The organism is Actinomadura rubrobrunea NBRC 15275, assembly GCF_001552235.1.
Lineage (GTDB): Bacteria > Actinomycetota > Actinomycetes > Streptosporangiales > Streptosporangiaceae > Spirillospora > Spirillospora viridilutea.
This window is the reverse complement of sequence record NZ_BCQU01000083.1, coordinates 1-16,879: the sequence shown is the minus strand read 5'-3', so window position 1 is coordinate 16,879 and position 16,879 is coordinate 1. Positions and strand designations below refer to the sequence as shown.

The 16,879-nt window shown below is 72.2% G+C and carries 14 protein-coding genes, 1 tRNA gene and 1 pseudogene; 4 read left to right on the top strand and 12 right to left on the bottom strand.

From position 1 onward, the window contains the following. The first annotated feature begins 13 nt into the window (after positions 1 to 13). Positions 14 to 1,201, top strand: coding sequence for an L-2-hydroxyglutarate dehydrogenase (gene lhgO, locus AR3_RS22495; RefSeq protein ID WP_067916535.1), 1,188 nt, complete (start codon positions 14 to 16; stop codon positions 1,199 to 1,201). Here the strand turns inward: lhgO and AR3_RS22490 are convergent. Both AR3_RS22490 and AR3_RS22485 read right to left on the bottom strand, forming a co-directional pair. Continuing rightward, the gene (locus AR3_RS22490; RefSeq protein WP_067916534.1) at positions 1,198 to 2,664 is read right to left on the bottom strand and encodes a carboxylesterase/lipase family protein; all 1,467 of its coding nucleotides are present in this window, start codon (positions 2,662 to 2,664) and stop codon (positions 1,198 to 1,200) included. The two genes, lhgO and AR3_RS22490, sit on opposite strands and share 4 nt — an antisense overlap. A 95-nt stretch (positions 2,665 to 2,759) precedes the next feature. Then, positions 2,760 to 3,395 (bottom strand): TetR/AcrR family transcriptional regulator, encoded by a 636-nt coding sequence (locus tag AR3_RS22485; protein ID WP_067916533.1) that lies wholly within the window; start codon positions 3,393 to 3,395, stop codon positions 2,760 to 2,762. A gap of 72 nt (positions 3,396 to 3,467) precedes the next feature. Between AR3_RS22485 and AR3_RS22480 the strand changes: the two genes are divergently transcribed. Continuing rightward, complete coding sequence (locus tag AR3_RS22480; RefSeq protein ID WP_067916549.1) at positions 3,468 to 4,325, top strand: oxygenase MpaB family protein; 858 nt, start codon at positions 3,468 to 3,470, stop codon at positions 4,323 to 4,325. Positions 4,326 to 4,366: 41 nt separating this feature from the next. On the opposite strand, the gene AR3_RS22475 is transcribed toward AR3_RS22480, so the two are convergent. The 8 genes from AR3_RS22475 to AR3_RS22440 all read right to left on the bottom strand — a co-directional run bounded on the left by AR3_RS22475 (position 4,367) and on the right by AR3_RS22440 (position 13,302). Next, the gene (locus AR3_RS22475) at positions 4,367 to 5,170 is read right to left on the bottom strand and encodes an SDR family oxidoreductase (RefSeq protein ID WP_067916532.1); all 804 of its coding nucleotides are present in this window, start codon (positions 5,168 to 5,170) and stop codon (positions 4,367 to 4,369) included. Then, positions 5,167 to 6,528 (bottom strand): cytochrome P450, encoded by a 1,362-nt coding sequence (locus AR3_RS22470; RefSeq protein WP_067916531.1) that lies wholly within the window; start codon positions 6,526 to 6,528, stop codon positions 5,167 to 5,169. Before AR3_RS22470 ends, AR3_RS22475 begins: the two co-directional genes overlap by 4 nt. 89 nt (positions 6,529 to 6,617) lie before the next feature. Further along, complete coding sequence (locus AR3_RS22465) at positions 6,618 to 9,572, bottom strand: alpha/beta fold hydrolase (protein WP_067916530.1); 2,955 nt, start codon at positions 9,570 to 9,572, stop codon at positions 6,618 to 6,620. Between the two features lie 64 nt (positions 9,573 to 9,636). Further along, positions 9,637 to 11,292, bottom strand: coding sequence for an AMP-binding protein (locus AR3_RS22460; protein ID WP_067916529.1), 1,656 nt, complete (start codon positions 11,290 to 11,292; stop codon positions 9,637 to 9,639). Positions 11,293 to 11,398: 106 nt separating this feature from the next. After that, complete coding sequence (locus AR3_RS22455) at positions 11,399 to 11,764, bottom strand: DUF3054 domain-containing protein (RefSeq protein WP_067916528.1); 366 nt, start codon at positions 11,762 to 11,764, stop codon at positions 11,399 to 11,401. 49 nt (positions 11,765 to 11,813) lie between these two features. Then, positions 11,814 to 12,020 carry a hypothetical protein gene (locus AR3_RS22450; RefSeq protein ID WP_067916527.1) on the bottom strand — a complete coding sequence of 69 codons (207 nt, stop codon included), beginning with the start codon at positions 12,018 to 12,020 and terminating at the stop codon, positions 11,814 to 11,816. Positions 12,021 to 12,085: 65 nt separating this feature from the next. Next, positions 12,086 to 12,159 (bottom strand) — tRNA-Met (locus AR3_RS22445). A gap of 393 nt (positions 12,160 to 12,552) precedes the next feature. Continuing rightward, entirely contained in the window at positions 12,553 to 13,302 is a 750-nt protein-coding gene (locus AR3_RS22440; protein ID WP_067916526.1) for an NUDIX hydrolase, read from the bottom strand. Between the two features lie 84 nt (positions 13,303 to 13,386). On the opposite strand from AR3_RS22440, the gene AR3_RS22435 reads away from it, so the two are divergent. After that, positions 13,387 to 15,162: an AbeC-like domain-containing protein gene (locus AR3_RS22435; protein WP_067916525.1), complete on the top strand. Its 1,776-nt coding sequence runs from the start codon at positions 13,387 to 13,389 to the stop codon at positions 15,160 to 15,162. Then, a complete protein-coding gene (locus tag AR3_RS22430) occupies positions 15,159 to 16,067 on the top strand; it encodes a phosphorylase family protein (RefSeq protein WP_067916524.1) in 909 nt (302 codons plus the stop codon). Before AR3_RS22435 ends, AR3_RS22430 begins: the two co-directional genes overlap by 4 nt. Positions 16,068 to 16,208: 141 nt before the next feature. Here AR3_RS22430 and AR3_RS22425 read toward each other — a convergent pair whose 3' ends face one another. Together AR3_RS22425 and AR3_RS31235 are read right to left on the bottom strand one after the other, a co-directional pair. Then, complete coding sequence (locus AR3_RS22425) at positions 16,209 to 16,538, bottom strand: hypothetical protein (RefSeq protein WP_227022972.1); 330 nt, start codon at positions 16,536 to 16,538, stop codon at positions 16,209 to 16,211. Positions 16,539 to 16,685: 147 nt separating this feature from the next. Then, positions 16,686 to 16,879, bottom strand: a pseudogene (locus tag AR3_RS31235) (hypothetical protein); the annotation flags it as partial.

Here is a 16,879-nt window from a genome sequence, read left to right as displayed (position 1 = left end):
CAGCGTGAAGGAGATGCGGATCGGCGTCGTGGGCGCCGGGATCATCGGGCTCGCGGTGGCGCGGCGGCTGACGCAGGTGCGGCCGGACGCCCGGGTGACGGTGCTGGACAAGGAGGACCGGGTCGCGGTCCACCAGACCGGCCGCAACAGCGGCGTCGCGCACGCCGGCCTGTACTACGCGCCCGGGTCCCTGAAGGCCACGCTGTGCCGCCGCGGCATCGGCCTGCTCAAGGAGTACTGCGCCGAGCGGGGCCTGCCGTATGTGGAATGCGGCAAGGTCGTGGTGGCGCGAAGCGACCGCGAGCTGGCGCCCCTGGCGGAGATCGAACGGCGCGCGACCGCCAACGGCGTGCCGGGGCTGCGCCGCCTGTCGCCCGGCGAGCTGCGCGAGATCGAGCCGCACGCCGCGGGGGTGGCGGCGCTGCACTCCCCGACGACGGCGATCGTCGACTTCCCCGCGGTGGCGCGGGCGTTCGCCGCCGACGTCGCGGCGGCCGGCGGCGAGGTCCGGCTCGGGTTCGAGGTCGTCGGGCTGCGCCGCGCGGGCGAACGCGTCGTCGTGTCCTCCCGGGACGGCGAACGGCTGACGTTCGACCTGCTGGTGGTGTGCGCGGGGCTGCAGTCCGACCGGGTGGCGCGGCTGGCGGGCGACTTCCCGGCCCCGGCGATCGTCCCGTTCCGCGGCGAGTACTACCGGCTGCGCCCGGACCGCACCGACCTGGTGCGCGGCCTGATCTACCCGGTGCCCGACCCCCGGTACCCCTTCCTCGGCGTGCACTTCACCCGCCGCGTGGACGGCGGCGTCGACGTCGGGCCCAACGCCGTGCTGGCGCTGGCGCGGGAGGGCTACCGGTGGCGCGACGTGCGCCCGGCGGACGTGTGGGACACCCTGCGCTGGCCCGGGTTCCGCAGGCTGGCGCGGCGGCACTGGCGCACCGGCCTGAAGGAGCTGTACGGGTCGGCGGTCAAGCGCGCGTTCGTGGCCGAGGCGCGCTCCTTCGTGCCCGCGCTGACCGCCGACGACGTGGCGCCGGCCCCGGCCGGGGTGCGGGCGCAGGCGGTGGACCCGGACGGCTCCCTCGTGGACGACTTCCGCATCGGCCGGCTCGGCCCCGTGGTCACGGTGCGCAACGCCCCGTCCCCGGCCGCCACGTCGTCGCTGGCCATCGCCGATCACGTGGCGGCCCGTCTGCTCGGCTAGCCCCAGAGCTCGCGGTCGCCGCCGCGCGGGTCCTGGACGACCGGGTCGCCGTCGCCGTCGAACACCCGCACGCGCCGGGTCTCGGCGTCGTAGGGCTCCCAGCCGGGGTCGCCGTGCGCGGCGAAGTCGACCCAGGCGCGGTGCATGGCGTCGGCGAGCTTCTGCGGCGGGTTGGGGCCCGTCATCGGCGTCTCCCCGGCGCCGCGCAGGGTGTCGAACACGAAGCCGAGCTCCAGCGCGTGGCAGGCGCCGAGGCCGGGCAGGGGCGACCGCCAGGCGAACTCGTACATCCAGGTCCGCGCGTGCGCGGACTGCCGCTCGGCGAGCCGGACGGCGGGGACGCGGAACAGGCCGTCGGTGATGATCAGGGAGAGGAGGTCGCCGGGCGCGAGGTCGGCGTGCCGGTCCCGGTAGCCGTCCACGACGCGCCGCGGGACGCCCATGCCGCCGGCCACCAGGTCGACCAGGTCGGGCGTGATCAGGTCGATCAGGCCGGTCGGCACCAGGAACAGCCGGAACTCCTCGGCGGTAGAGCCGGTGAGCAGGTCGACGCCGCGTCCCGCGCCGGCCGCGACCGCCTCCTCGGGACGGCGCGTCAGCAGGTCGCCGTCCAGCACCGGGGCGAGCGCCATGCCGCCGGCGGCGGTGCTGGCGCCCCACCGGTCCGGGTCGGGCATCGCCGCGACCTCCTCCGCGACCGCCGCCTGCACGGGGATGATCTGGTCCGGGGCGAGCCGCGCGAACGCCTCGGCGGTCGGCTCGACGCCGAGCCGCGCCGCCATCTCCTTGGTGATCAGCAGCGCGTCCTCGGCGGTTTGAGCGATGTTGCCCGCGCCGCTCTGTGCGATGGCGCGCTCGAACAGCCCGAGGTCCAGCGACAGCAGCGTGGACACGCTCATGCCGCCCGCCGACTCGCCGAACACGGTCACGCGGCCGGGGTCGCCGCCGAACGCCGCGATGTTGTCGCGCACCCACTCCAGCGCGGCGATCTGGTCGCGCAGCCCTCGGTTGGCCGGGGCGCCGGGCAGGTACGCGAAGCCCTCCGCGCCCAGCCGGTAGTTGATCGTCACGCAGACCACGCCGTCACGGGCGAAGTTCGCGCCGTTGTAGGTGGGCACGGCGCCCGACCCGTTGCGGAACGCGCCGCCGTGGATCCACACCATGACCGGCATGCCGGAGCCACCGGGGTCGGGCGTCCAGACGTTGAGGTTGAGGCAGTCCTCGCCCGGGATCTCCGGGTCGGCCAGCAGCGTTCCGTACTGGCTCTTGTACGCGGGCTTGGGGGCGGTCGGGCCGTAGGCGGTGGCGTCGCGCACCCCGTCCCACGGCTCGGGCGGCCGCGGCGCCTGGAAGCGGTGCGGGCCGAACGGCGGCGCGGCGTAGGGGATGCCGAGGAAGGCCGCGACCCCGTTCTCCGCGCGCCCCCGCACCTTGCCGTACCGCGTCTGGACGACCAGTTCCATGCGTCGTTCTCCCCGACCGGAAAACCAGAATGATCTTCGAGCGTGACCGAGCCTACGCGACCGGTCGGGGCCGCCGGCGCGCGTCCCCGCCGGGCTCAGCGCGGGCGGGCGGGGCGGAGCATGCGGGTGAGGTGCTCGCGGGCGAAGGCGCGGATGTCGTCCTCGTCCTCCAGAGCCAGCCCGCCGCCGGGGACGAGCAGCAGCGACAGCGCCACCCGCAGCAGCACCTCGGCGACCGTCTCGACGTCCTCGCCCGAGTCGGGACGGGCCCGGCGCAGCCGGTCGGCGAGGATGTCGCGGGCGGCCAGCAGCACCGCCCCGCCGTTCATGCCGAGCTGGGCGACGAACGCCTCCGGTTCGCTCTGCAGCACCCGCGTCACGAGCGGATGCGTGCGGGCGCCGCGCAACCCGGTGACGAAGCCCTCGACGACCGCGTCCTCCGCCGTCGGCAGCCCCTCGGTGGCCTCGGCGATCCCGGACAGGAAGCGGCGGACCTCGCGCAGGATCACCGCCTGCAGCAGCTGCTCCTTGTTGGTGAACCGCCGGTAGATCGTGGTGCGCGCGACCCGGGCCCGCTTGGCGACGTCCTCGACGCTCACGCGGCGCAGCCCGTAGGCGGAGAACTCCGCCAGCGCGGCGTCCATGATCCGGGCGTCCAGGTCGTCGGCGTCGGGGGCGCCGGCCAGCAGCCGGTCCACCAGCTCGGCCGGCGCGGACGCATCGGTGGTCATGACCCGAACCCTACCGGTGAACAACGAAGTTACAATTGCTGTTGTTTTGTTGCTTCGCCCTGGGTGGTGCGCATGACGGACGACCACGCCCCCGCCGATCCCCCGCTCGACCCCGCCGCGCTCACCTGGCGCTACTTCGGCGACACCCGGCTGCTGCTCGTGGGGCCGCGCGCGGCCGTCCTGCAGAACATGCTCCCGGCGCTCGGCCAGGGCGTGCGGGACCACTCGGTCTTCTTCTCCGAGACGTCCGCCCGCGTGCGCCGCTCGGTCGGCCCCATCATGGACACCGTGTACGGCGGGCCGGACGCCGAGGCGACCGGGCGCCGCGTCCGCGACTACCACCGCGAGGTCAAGGGCACGCTGCCCGACGGCTCCCGCTACCACGCGCTCGACCCGGCGACCTTCTACTGGGCGCACGCCACGTTCGTCGACCACCTGATGTACGGGATCGACACGTTCGTCCGCCCGCTGACCGACGCCGACCGGCGCCGCATCTACGTCGAGTCGAAGACGTGGTTCCGCCGGTACGGGGTGAGCGACCGGGTCATGCCCGAGGACTGGGAGGCGTTCCAGGCGTACTGGAAGCGGATGCTGGAGGAGGTGCTCGAACCCCACCCCACCGCGCGCTACGGCGTCGGGTACGTCACCAAGGGCCTGCCCGCACCGCGCCGCGTCCCGCGCGCCCTGTGGCGCCTCATCAGCCCGCCGCTGAACGCCGTCGCCCGCTTCATCACCGTCGGCGGCCTGCCTCCGCGCGCACGGAAGCTGCTGGACCTGCCGTGGAGCCCGGCGGACGAACGCCGCTACCGGCGGTTCGCCGCCGTCGTCCGCCGTCTCGACCTCGTGTGGCCCCTGCTGCCGGAGGCCGTCCGTTACTTTCCGCACGCCCGCCGCGCCTTCGCCCGCGACGGCCGCCCCCGGGTGCGCTGACCTGCACCTGGCCCGCAGGCAGCCGCCCGAAGGCGGGACGGTCACTCCGGCGCCTGGGCGCGGATGCGGGCGTCGTAGGCCCTGCGCGCCTCGGGGTCGTAGTCCAGGAAGATGCGGTCGAGGCCGTAGCGGCGGGCGATGGCGCGTCTGAGGGCGTCCGGGAGCAGCGCGCCGAGCCGCACCTGCGCGCCGAGCCGGCGCGGGACGACGACCTGCGGACGGGGCCGGCGGATGACGTCGACGACGGCGGCGGCCACCTCCTCCGGCTCGCAGTTGCGCTGGCCCCGAGGGCTGCGCGTCCCGGCGATGAGCTCGGTGTTGGTGAACGTCGGCAGGACCGCGCTGACGTGCACGCCCCGGTCCCGCACCTCCAGCCGGGTCGCCTCGGTGAACGCGACGACGGCGGCCTTGCTGGCGTTGTAGAGGGCCAGCCCCGGCGTCGGCAGCACGCCCGCCAGGGACGCGATGTTGACGATGTGGCCCCGCCCGCGCGGCAGCATCCGCTCCAGCGCGAGCTTGGTGCCGAGCATGACGCCGTGCACGTTGACGTCCATGCAGCGGCGGGCGTCGGCGTCGCTCTCCCGCGCGACCGGCCCGATCGGCATGATCCCCGCGTTGTTGACCAGCACGTCGACCGGCCCGGCCGCGTCCAGGAACGCGGTGAACGACGCGCGCGAGGTCACGTCCAGCGGCAGCCCGCGCACGCCGAGGCGCTCGGCGGCCCGGGTGACGGCGGCCTCGTCGATGTCGCCGATGACGACGTCCGCGCCCGCGGCGCGGACGGCCCGCGCCGTGGCCAGGCCGATGCCCCGCGCGCCGCCGGTGATCGCCACGACCGCGCTCATCGGGCCTCCCGCAGCCGGTACAGGTGCACGGGCAGGCCGTCCCTGGGCGAGGGAAGCGACGTGGTGTCCAGCGGCCACTCGTACCGGCCCGGCACGCTCCAGCCGTACCGGCACAGGACCTGGTGCAGGATGCTCTTGATCTGCATGCCCGCGAAGTGCATGCCGATACACTTGTGGGCGCCGCCGCCGAACGGCGCCCAGGCGTACTTGTGCACCTTGTCCTCGCGGCGCTCCGGGGAGAACCGCTCGGGGTCGAAGCGGTCCGGGTCCGGCCACCATTCGGCCATGCGGTGGTTGGTGAGCAGCGGCACCACGACCAGGGTCCCGGCCGGGATGTGGTGGCCGAGGATCGAGGTGTCCTTGACGGCGCGGCGCGGCAGCGCGGGCACCGGCGCGACGAGCCGCAGCGACTCCTTCATCACCAGGTCGACCGTCGTCAGCGCCTCCAGGTCGTCGAACCGCAGCACCGGCGTGCCCAGCGCCAGCGACTCCTCCCGCGCCCGCTCCTGCCACTCGGGGTACTTGGCCAGGTAGTACGCCATCGTGGTGAGCGTGATGGTGGTGGTGTCGTGCGCCGCCATCAACGCGAAGATCATGTGGTTGACGACGTCCTCGTCGGTGAAGCGGTGGCCGTCGTCGGTCTCGGCCTGGCACAGCGCGGCGAACAGGTCGTCGCCGCCGTCGCGCCGCTTGGCGGGCAGGTTGCGGCGGAAGAAGTCCTCCAGCACCCGGCGGGCGCGCAGGCCCTTGTGCCAGCGCAGGCCGGGCACGGGGAAGCGCACGTACGCGGTGCCCGCGCGGACGGCGTCGATGAACGCGCCGTTGATCCGGGCGGCCTCGGCGGGGTCGAGCTCGACGCCCATGAAGACGTCCACGGCCAGGTCGAGGGTGAGCCGCTTGACGTGGTCGTAGACGGTGAAGCCGCGGCCGGGCTCCCAGGCGTCCACGCCGCGGGCGATGCCGGGCGCCATCGCGTCCATGTAGGCGCGCAGCCGGTCCCGGGTGAACGCCTGCTGCATGATGCGCCGGTGGTGCAGGTGCTCCTCGAAGTCCAGGAGCATGATGCCGCGCCGGAAGAACGGCCCGATGAAGTAGCTCCAGGCGGGGCCGTTGGCGAACGCCTTGTCCCTGTTGACCAGGACGGTCTCGGCGGCCTCCGGCCCCTGGACGGTCACGGTGCGCTGGCCGAGCAGCCAGCCCCACGAGACCGGGCCGTACTGGGCGTACCGCTTGCGGGCCTGCCCGAACGGATCGCGCATCACCGCCACGGTGTTGCCGATGTACGGCAGGCCGGGCACGCCGGGGACGGCTTTGAGCCCGCTTCCGGGCGGCGGCGGGGCGAGGATGCTGGCGGCCATGGACCCTCCCACGCCCCCGAGGGGACGAAGCTACAAAAGAGCGATATCTGTAGCTTTGTTGTAACGCATGGGTCGAAGGCCGTCCAGGTTCACTCCAGCGGCCGGTACCCGCCCGCGGAGTCGCGGACGAAGGCCCGTCCCTCGCCCGGACGCGGCATCCCCTCCGCGCGCAGCGGGGCGGTCAGCAGACGCCGCCCGCTCGTCACCGGGATGTCGTCCACCACGCGGACGAGCGCGGGCCGCAGCTCCGCCGGCACCCGCAGCAGCGCCTCCGCCAGGTCGACGGCCTTGACCCGGGCGTCCGGGTCGCGGAGGCTGACCGCCGCCGCGGCGATCTCGGTGCCGTCCGGCGCCGGGATCCCGTACACCGCGACCGCGTCGACGTACGGCAGGTCGCCGAGCGCGTCGCTGATCGGGCCGGGCGGGACGATGCCGTCGGCCGTGCGGATCAGCTCGCTCTCCCGTCCGACCAGCCAGTAGTCGCCGTCGGCGTCCCGCCGGAACAGGTCACCGGTGGACAGCCACGCGTCCCCCGGCTCGAACAGCCCGCGCAGCGGGCGCCGCCCCCCGCGGTCGTCCGCCGCCGCGGCCGCGGCGGCCTCGGGCGGCACCCGCACCAGCAGCACGCCGATCTCGTCCGGCGCGCACTCGACGGCGAGCCCGTCGGGGCCCTCCTCCGGCCGCCCGTTCTCCAGGTCGTAGCGCGCCAGCCGCACCTCGGCGCCGCCGGGCAGCGGGCGCCCCAGCGACCCCGGCTTCCTGCCGGTCAGGTTGACCAGGATCGCCTCGGCCTCGGTGGTGGCGTAGAACTCCAGGACGCGCGCGGGCGCGAACCGCTCCTCCACGCGCCGCCACAGCCCGCGCGGCATGCCCGACCCGATGAACAGCCGCACGGCATGGTGCCGCTCCCCCGGCTGCGGCGGCGCGTTCACCAGGTCGCGCAGCAGCGTCCACGTGTAGGAAGCGACGGTCACGCCGTAACGGCGCGCCTCGTCCCAGAACGTCTCCGGGTCGTAGGCGGTGGCCAGCGCCAGCCGGGCCCCGCCCGCCACCGCCCCGCCCAGGCTCATCAGCAGCGCGGACGGGTGCTGCAACGGGGTGATGCTGAACACGGTGTCGGCCGCCGACAGCGACGCCGACGACGCGGTGCCGAACGCCGACAGGGCCCACCGCCGGTTGGTGATCCGGTTGGCGCGCAGACGCTCCCCGTCGCCCGTGAAGCACACGAACGCCAGGTCGCTCGCGCGTCCCGGGTTGGGCCGGTACCAGGCGGGCACCGGCACCTCGTCCGGGTCGATGCGCTCCATGTCGACCAGCGGGAGCCCGCGCGTCCGGTCGTCCCCGCCCGGCCCGCCGGGGCCCGCGCCGCCCAGCAGGTACGCCCGGACGCCCTCCAGCGCCGCGGCCCGCTCGGCGTTCTCCGGATCGGCGATGATCCGGTCGATCCGGCCGAGGCGCGCCTCGCGCTCCAGGTCGCCGTCGGGACGCAGCAGCACCGCCACGGCGCCGAGCCGGTTGATCGCCGCCACCAGCGCCAGCGCGCTCGGCCGCGTCTCCATCAGCACGCCCACCGGGTCGCCCTGCCGCACCCCGATGCTGATCAGGCCGCGCACCACCGCGTCGATGCGCCTCTTGGCGGCGGCCTGCGTGTACGCGCGCCCCCGGTAGAGGAAGAACACGTCGTCGGGGGCGCGTTCGGCCTGCTCGTCCAGCAGCAGCCCCATCGACACGGGCGTGTCCGCCCGGATGCCCTCCAGCCGCGCCAGCCGCGGCAGGTTCTGCCCGGCCTCCCGCGCGATCTGCCGGATCCCGCCGACGGCCCGCGCCGCCGTCGCCACCGCCGAGCGGGCCGCGCTCGCGCCGACCCCGGCCGCCAGCTGCAGGCCGTAGCCCACGGGCCCGCCCGGAGGGGACGGCGCCGCGTGCTCCTCCCCTTCCAGGGGACGCGCGATCTCGGGCAGGTCGCCGTCCCCCTCCCGCCACCTGACCCATCCGGCCACGGCCGGCCAGCTCTGCGCGACGGCCAGGCTCCCCACGACCAGCCCGAAGTGCCCGGCCCGCAGGCTCGCCTCGTACACCCGCGCGCGCGGCGCGGCCCGTCCGATCGCGCGCACCATCTCGGGCGGGGCGATCTCGTCGACCTCGCCGACGAACGCCAGCACCGGGCAGGAGATGTCGGCCAGCGTCACCACCCGGTCCCCGATGACGAACCCGCCGGTCAGCATCCGGTTGTGCGCGACGAACTGGCGGACGAACTCCGCCAGCGCCGGCCCCGGCCACGACACCCAGCCCTCGCGCTCCAGGAACCGGCGCTGCCGCTCGCGCGGCGCCAGCCGCTCCCGGTCGTGCAGCGCGAGCACGAAGTCGATCCGGCTGCGCACCGACTTCACCGGGCTGAGCAGCTGGAACCCGGTGCGCGTCACCCACCCCGGCACGGCGAAGCCGCCGAGCAGCCCCTCGGGCAGCCGCCCCGCGCTCTCGGCCGCCAGCCACGCCGGCACCCCGAACGGGCTCCCCACGCTGGTGTCGGCCGGGCTGCCGAACGTCACCAGCGACGCGACGCCCTCGCTGCGCCGGTACGCCGCCGCCTGGTAGGCGAACATGCCGCCCTGCGAATAGCCCGCGACGTGCACGTCCCGCCCCGCGGCCTCGCGGACCCGGTCGACGGCGTCGCTGACCGCCAGCACGTGGTCGGTGATGGTGCGTTCCAACCCGCCGGGCTCCCGCTCCGGCGCGCCGAAGTCGACCACCCACGGGTCCACGCCCCGCTCGCGCAGCACCCGCACCGCGCTGACCCGCGAGGAGATGTCGTACACCTCCGCGGTGATCATCAGCGGCGGGACGAGCAGCACCACCGGCCGCGCGCCCGCGCCGTCCCCCGGGAAGTAGCGCCGCAGCCGGTACACCCGCTGGGCGGCGACCACCTCGTACGGCGAGGCGTCCTCATCGGTCCGCAGCCCGCCGAACCGGGCCACCTCGAGAGCGTTCTGCGCGGTCGCCCCCAGGCGGGCCCCCAGCCGCAGCAGGGATGTCGTCACGGGCATCGTCGGCCTTTCCCCACGTCATCGGACATCGTGTCCGCACCGACGACGCCGGTCAACCGAGGCTCTACGCCGGCGGGACGATCCGCGCTCCGGGCATCTTCCCCGCCTGGAGCCGTTCCCACATGTAACGGCGGCGCGGCTTGCCGCTGGACGTGCGCTGGATGAGGCCGCCGCCCACCACGATCGTGACCTCGACGTCGGCGCCGAGCCTGCGGCGCAGATGCTCGCGCACCTCCGGCGCCCACGGCGCGTCGTTGGTCTCGGCGAACACCGCCAGCCCCGTCCTGCCGGCGCCGGGCACGCCGACCACGACGATCCGGCCCTTGCCCAGGCCGGTCATCTCGGCGATCTTGGACTCGAGGTCCTCGACGTACACGGACCGGCCGCGGACCTTGATGCTGTCGCCCATGCGGCCGAGCACGAACAGCTGGCCCTCGTGGAAGAAGCCCGCGTCGCCGGTGTAGACGAGCCCGTTCTCGAACCGCGTCGACTTGCCCTCGGCGCCCGCGTAGTAGCCGGCGCACGCCGACTCGCCCCCGACGACGATCTCCCCGAGGTGCCCCTCGGGCAGCGGGCGGCCGTCGTCGTCCACGATCGTCACCGGCACGTCCTCCTGGGGCGTGCCGCAGCCGACCACCCAGCCCGCCTTGGCGCCCACGGACGCGGGCCCCAGCGTGTGGGAGTCGAGGATGCGCACCGGCCGTCCGAACTCCAGCGACTCCGGGTCGGGCCGCACCGCCAGCGGGTCCTCCCGCCGGTTGTCCGCGGTGATCAGCAGCGTGGCCTCCGCCATCCCGTACGCGGGCGTGAACGTGTGCCGCGAGAACCCGAACGGCTCCACCAGCCGGGCGAAGGACTCCAGCGCGTGCGGATCGATCGGCTCCGCCCCGATGATCGCGGTGCGCCAGCCCGACAGGTCCACGCCCTCGAGCTGCTCGGGCTTCACCCGCCGCGCGCAGTAGGCGTACGCGAACGGAGGCGCCGCCGTGTGCTCGGCCTCCGCGAAGCACCGCAGCCACCGCGCCGGGTCCCGGATGAAGTGGTCGGGCCGCATCAGCCGCAGCTCGAACTGCCGGGAGATCGGCGTGATGAAGCACCCGATCAGCCCCATGTCGTGGTACAGCGGCAGCCAGGACGCCACGGTGTCGTCGTCGCCGAACCCGGCCGTCCGGCTGATGAGCTCGACGTTCGCCTCCAGGTTCCGCCAGGTGACCATCACGCCGCGCGGCGCGCCGCTGGACCCGGAGGTGAACTGCAGCAGCGCCAGCTCCCCCGCCTCCCGGACCTCGGCCTCCCGCGGCGCCTGCCGGGGAATCCACGGCCGCCCGTCGAGCCCCGCGTCCGCCATGGCCCGTCCGATCAGCGGCGCCAGGTCCTCGGACGCGACGGTCAGCGTGGGCCGCGCCTGCCGCAGGATCGCCGCGACGTGCGCCACGTACTCGTCGCCGTCCTGGAACAGCGGCGGCGTCAGCAGGCACACCGTCGCGCCCGCCGCCCACACGCCGAAGTACGTCTCCACGCACGTGAAGTCGGTCGGCAGGACGACGCACACCACGTCGCCGGGTCCGACGCCCTCCTCGGCGAGCGCCCCCGCCGTCCGCCGCGCCGCCGCGGCCAGCGCGCCGTAGTCGCGGAACTCCCAGCCTCCGTCATCGGTCGCCAGATGCACGCCGCGCTCGGCGTTCGGCTTGTTCAGCCAGTCCCGCAGGGCAGATGCCATGACGTCCCTTTCCCACCGAGTCGAACTCGGGGGTAACTTCACCAGCGCCGCGGCATCCCGTCAACCGAAACGATCAGCAAACGGACGTCCCGCGCTTCGGAACGTCCTATCCGCTCACCGCGGGCCGCCGCACCATCCGCGCGACGAGCCGCCATCCCAGCAGGAGCAACGCGGTGAACACCGTCGCCACCACGATGAACGCGACCGCCGTCCCCTGACCCGAGACCACCCGCAGCGCCATGCCCACCGCCACGGTGCACGCCACGTTCCCGACGCCCGCGGGCACCAGCGCCTCCGGCCGCCGCCACGCCCGCATCACCAGCCAGCCGACGGCCAGCCCCACCAGGAACGGCCACGCCGTGCCCGCCAGCCCCGTCAGACTCGCCGCCTCGTCATGCGACGCCCGTCCGACAGCCGCGAAGACGAGCACGCACCCGGCGTCCAACAACGCCCCCGCCCAAACCTTCCGCACGCCCCCAGCATAAGAACGCACCACCGCGCCCCCTCAGCGGGTCACCCGCTCAAAACCGCCGAGAGCACGCCACGTCGCGCACGACCAAGTGGCGGGGCGGCACCACGGCGACCTCGCAGGCCACGACCTTCTCCCCGCCGGTGTTGATCAAGCCGTCGGCGCGACCGCGCACGACGCCCAGGTCGGGCGCGAGCGAAAGCTCGCCGGAAGCGAACTGGTGCCGACGCCAGAGCTGCTTCAGTCCGCCGTCCAGCACACTTGGGAGAACATGCGAAGAGGCCCTGCCCGCGAGCGAGCCCGCGAACAGAGCCTCTGACCTAGTAGCGGGGGCAGGATTTGAACCTGCGGCCTCTGGGTTATGAGCCCAGCGAGCTACCGAACTGCTCCACCCCGCGTCGACGCTTCAACTTTATGGGTCCTGAGGGTGGCGCGCAAACCGATAACTGCCGCGCCTTCTGAGACGGCGGCGCGGCCCCCTCCGCCAGTCACGAAGCCCGACGCCTCTGAACAGCCAAGCCCCAGCCGCTCACGCCGGCGCCCCTCCCCAGCCCAACCCCACCGAGACCGCCATAGTTCGACCCCGTCGTCGCCCTTGAGAACCACGCCACGCCCGCCACCACCCGGCGGCGAGTACTCCCAGCAGGGCTTTCGAGCCTGCGCAGCAACGTCGTCACCACGCCTCCGCCAGCCGACCCCCGCCCTACATCTCGACCACTCGCCATCCCACCGGGAAACTCGCCCTGAAGCCCACACCAGCAACCGATGACATCTCCCGAGGCCCCTCCCGTTCAGCGCAGCCCAGGCCCCGTGGACTGAGCCCGCGCAACGTCCCCCGTACGCAACAGCGGCGGGTGCAGCAACTGGGCCGGTCCGCGTCGGTACAGGGCCGCAGGCCTCCCCGTTCCGGGAGTGCGGCGCTCCCCCGTAGGGATGAGGAACCGCTCCGCTCTCGTCACCTTGCGACGGAAATTACTGGGGTCGAGTCGAACCCCCCAGACCACTTCGTACACACGCCGCAGGTCGGCGACGGTGAACGTTTCAGGGCAGAACGCAGCCGCCACCGTTGTGTACTCCAGCCGCGAACGGGCCCTCTCCAACCCCTCGCGAAGGATAACGCCGTGGTCGAAGGCCAGTGCGGCGGACTCCTCCAGCAAAGGCTGCACCGGCACCCACCGCGCCGCCCGCGCGTCCGTGCCCGCAACGGGCAGAGGCATGTCCGGCCCCAACGCAAGGTAGGCGACGGTGACGACACGGCCCCTTGGATCACGTCCCGGATCCCCGTACGCGCGCAACTGCTCCAGGTGGAGCTTGCGCCCGTCCAGCCCGGTCTCCTCGGCCAGTTCCCGCAGTGCGGCCTCGTCCAGCGTCTCGTCGTCCCGGACGTGCCCGCCGGGCAGAGCGAGCCGCCCCAGATACGGCTCCTTGCCTCGCTCGATCACCAGCACATGCAGCTCATCGTCCCGCACAGTGAAGATCACCAAGTCCACGGTGATCGCGGCAGCCCCCACGCGATCTCTCCGAGTCCGGCTGTCCGCCATCGCCCACCCCCTAAAGGTCGTCTTGACCTAAACCTACTCGGCTACTTAAGGTCTGACCTACCAAAACTGGTCTCTGGAGGCGCCGTGGGCGAATCCAAGGTCTCGCTGATCAAGAAACCGGGGGCTGCGCGGCCCCACCGGGGCGATGAGACGACACGGGCGCTGTGCGCCGGCGTGTACCTGGATCCGGAGTTCCGCGACGACGTGATCACCCAAGTCCACAACGCGCCGCGCCGACGCGTGCCACCGTCCTATGGATACGACGTCGTCCCCGTCGTGACCCATGCGTGGAGAGCATGGCGGCTGGAAGCGCTCAGGGACGCCGCAGTGCTCGCCGTGCTCATCGGCGGCTGGTCCGTACGACCGCCGGCATTCTTCGCAGCCGTCGGCGGGTTGGTCCTTTGGCACCTCGTGGGCCAGGTGCTGCGCTCCGCCTCCACCGTCCTAAGGGAATCGACCAAGACGAAGTTGGACGACTGGCTGAGGCGGGACGTGACGCGCCATGACACCAACGATCTGAGCCGGCACAAGCGGACCTTGCTCGTGAGCGCCCGGGGCTGTCTCCTCGCCGTCATCGTGACCGCCCTGACAGCGGGGGCGTATGGACTCTCGCTGCGGGAGGCGATGGCATCGGCGCTCCCGCTCCTGCTGCTCATCACCGCCGCCGTTGCCTTCGCAGAAGTCCAGCGAGCACGACATCTGACGGCGCTGCATCGAGGCGGTCCCGTCCGCCCCAGGAGACTTGGCAGGCGGCTGAAGGCGATCGACGACCAGCAACTCCACCCGCTCGTGGTGTACAGCCGCCCCAAGCCCAAGGATGACAGCGAGACACTGCCGTCCTTGGATCTCTCCGACACCCCCAGCATGTTCGTCGGCAGCGGCAAACTGATTCATCGCTGGGTGCCGCCACTGACCATCCAGCTGCTGAAACCCGCTGCCCCTCTCCCCGACCACCTCCCCCGCCACAGCGCCAATGGCTCGGGCAGAGCCGATATGAGCGACCGGGAGCACGTGACACCGCCGTTCGACGCACACGAACTCGTCGAGCATCTCAAACGGAAGATGAAACCGATCGGCCTCACCGCCGACCCCGTCCACCTGCCCGGCTACTCGGTGACGGATCGCGTTTTCGTCTGCGAAGACGAAATCACCACCGATCCCGTCCTGCTCACGGGCGACTTCGGCCGGGAGCATATGAGAAGGATCATTGACGCGCCGCCCGGTGTCGCACACCACTTCCTGGAAATCCGCACCACTTCGTCCGGAGAGCTGGTCACCACCGTCTTTCTCAGGGTCGCGATCCAGGGACGTTCACTCTGCCTCGACTTCGCGGCCTGCGCGCTGACCCGAACTCCCGCCGAATACCACTCACCAGGATCAGGCCCCTACACCGACGGCACACCCATAAGGCTGGTTCTGCGCAGCCTGTGTGACCTGCCCTACCACGTGGTGAGGTCATTTCGCGTCGCGAAGGCGCCGCTCATCCTCCTGCACACCGGATTCGCCATGCTCCAGGCCAAGTCGACGCATCGTCATGGCCCCTTGACCGCCTCCACGTTCAGCGTCCGCGAGCACAAGGCCGCCGAGTGGAAGGATTCGAGCCTCGACAGACCGACCATCGAAGAGCAACTGAAGATCATCGAACTTCGCCTCCTCGAGGCCACCGAGGACTTCCTCACCGCACACAACGTCGACACGTCGGCATTCAAAAAACGCGCAGAGACCATCATCAGCGCGAGCGTCCTCAACATGGGCGGACACGTCGACATCAACAATTCGGCCGTGGGCGGCAACGCCCAGATCATCCACGGCGGCGCGGCTGAGGCAGCCGCCGCAGCATCCCAGGGAGCCCAGCTTTGACTCAAAAGCACCACGTCGAAGGAATCCTCAACTACGGCGGCACGGCAAACGTCACGTCGTCCGCCGTGGGCCACCGACCGGTTCTGCATGTCAGCACTCCGGTCACGGAACAGGACGGCTCGACGACCTCCCAGCCCGAAAGCCGGCGCGCTGATGTAGGGATCATCACGATCCTGAGCGTCGAGGCACAGGCCGTGGTCACCGCACTGGGCCTGCGCAAGCAGCAGATCGGCGGTCTCCACTTCTATGCCGCGGACGTGCAGGACCGTACCGGTCCCATCAGCGTCGTCGCCATTCGCGCTCTTGAGCAGGGGAATCGTTCCGCCATGGCCGCCTACGACAACCTTCGGCGCCATTTCGATCCGAAGGTGGTCGTGCTGGTGGGCATCGGAGGGGGTTTCCATCGCGATGTCCGAGTCGGTGACGTCGTGGTCGCCACCCGCGTCGTCTACTACGACCTGCGCAAGGAGACCCCTATGGGCATCCGGCACCGAGGCGAGGAGCGGGAGGCGCCCGCAGACATCCGCCACGCGATCAACGCCTTCTTCACCGAGAACGAGCCCGCCGAGTTCCAGGTCGAGGATCCCGCCGGCGTCACGCGCACCATGCGGATGCTGACCGGGCCCATCGGCTCAGGTGATGCGGTCATCGCCGACCAGGACGCCGAAATCCTGTCGTACCTGGCCGGCTTCAACGACAAGATCCTGGCGATCGACATGGAATCAGGCGGTCTCTCCCTCGCCTGCCATGAGAGGACCGCCCAGTCCGGACAGCCTCACGGCTGGGCCGTGGTGCGCGGCATCTCCGACGACGCCGGACAGGGCAAGGACGACTCCTACCACCGCATTGCGTCCTGGCATGCCGCCATGGCCTTGAGGAGACTGCTGCCCTACCTCCGCAACTGACGGACAGGTCGGGCCCCGGGAACACCCCGGGGCCCGACCGACTGCCATGACCAACACGCAGGCAGAGAGTCCAGCGGAAGCGACGAGAGGCAGCTTTTGCGAGGACGCTGCAAGCCTGGGCCGTGGCCAGTCGGGACCGACTCATAGCTCGATCACGACGTCATCAACGGACGCGGCCGTGGTGGCCCGCCGACCCCACTCCTTGAGAACTTTCAGATCCGTGCAGCTGCGGATGCGCGCCCGAACCTCGTCCGACACCTCCACACCACGAGCGGCCAGCACCGTCAAAATCATCTCGGCTTCGCCCTCGACCTTCCCCTCGGCCATGCCCTCGGCTTTGCCGCGTCCGTAGTAGTGGCGGGCGAAATCGCTCTGGAACTCGTAGTTCTTCAGCTTCATCCTGGTTGCCAGGTGATTGCCAGGTGATACGACGGGACGCCATTCTCCAAAGAGCCAGAGCGTCAGGGACATGTGCGGCAATCGTGGACAGGCCCGCAGCGCGTAAGGTTATCCGCGATCTTCAGAAGACGTACGGCCTACCTGCGCGATCACGATGCCACCGAGCCGGGACCGGTGCAGATCGGCTCCGACCCCGAGAAAGCGCCACGCCGCGGCTGGTCAATGATCGGACGCTGGATCGAGCTGGAGATCGTCAATGGACTCGGCCGTCGCGGCCCGTCGCCCCCACTCCTTGAGCACTTCCAGATCCGTGCAGCCGCGGATGCGCGCCCGAACCTCGTCCGACACCTCCACACCACGAGCGGCCAGCACCGTCAAAATCATCTCGGCTTCGCCCTCGACCTTCCCCTCGG

Bases quoted from the DNA above. Each gene is read 5' to 3' on its own strand.
- lhgO (WP_067916535.1), top strand. From the start codon at position 14: ATGCGGATCGGCGTCGTGGGCGCCGGGATCATCGGGCTCGCGGTGGCG.
- AR3_RS22490 (WP_067916534.1), bottom strand. From the start codon at position 2,664: ATGGAACTGGTCGTCCAGACGCGGTACGGCAAGGTGCGGGGGCGCGCG.
- AR3_RS22485 (WP_067916533.1), bottom strand. From the start codon at position 3,395: ATGACCACCGATGCGTCCGCGCCGGCCGAGCTGGTGGACCGGCTGCTG.
- AR3_RS22480 (WP_067916549.1), top strand. From the start codon at position 3,468: ATGACGGACGACCACGCCCCCGCCGATCCCCCGCTCGACCCCGCCGCG.
- AR3_RS22475 (WP_067916532.1), bottom strand. From the start codon at position 5,170: ATGAGCGCGGTCGTGGCGATCACCGGCGGCGCGCGGGGCATCGGCCTG.
- AR3_RS22470 (WP_067916531.1), bottom strand. From the start codon at position 6,528: ATGGCCGCCAGCATCCTCGCCCCGCCGCCGCCCGGAAGCGGGCTCAAA.
- AR3_RS22465 (WP_067916530.1), bottom strand. From the start codon at position 9,572: ATGCCCGTGACGACATCCCTGCTGCGGCTGGGGGCCCGCCTGGGGGCG.
- AR3_RS22460 (WP_067916529.1), bottom strand. From the start codon at position 11,292: ATGGCATCTGCCCTGCGGGACTGGCTGAACAAGCCGAACGCCGAGCGC.
- AR3_RS22440 (WP_067916526.1), bottom strand. From the start codon at position 13,302: ATGGCGGACAGCCGGACTCGGAGAGATCGCGTGGGGGCTGCCGCGATC.
- AR3_RS22425 (WP_227022972.1), bottom strand. From the start codon at position 16,538: ATGTCCCTGACGCTCTGGCTCTTTGGAGAATGGCGTCCCGTCGTATCA.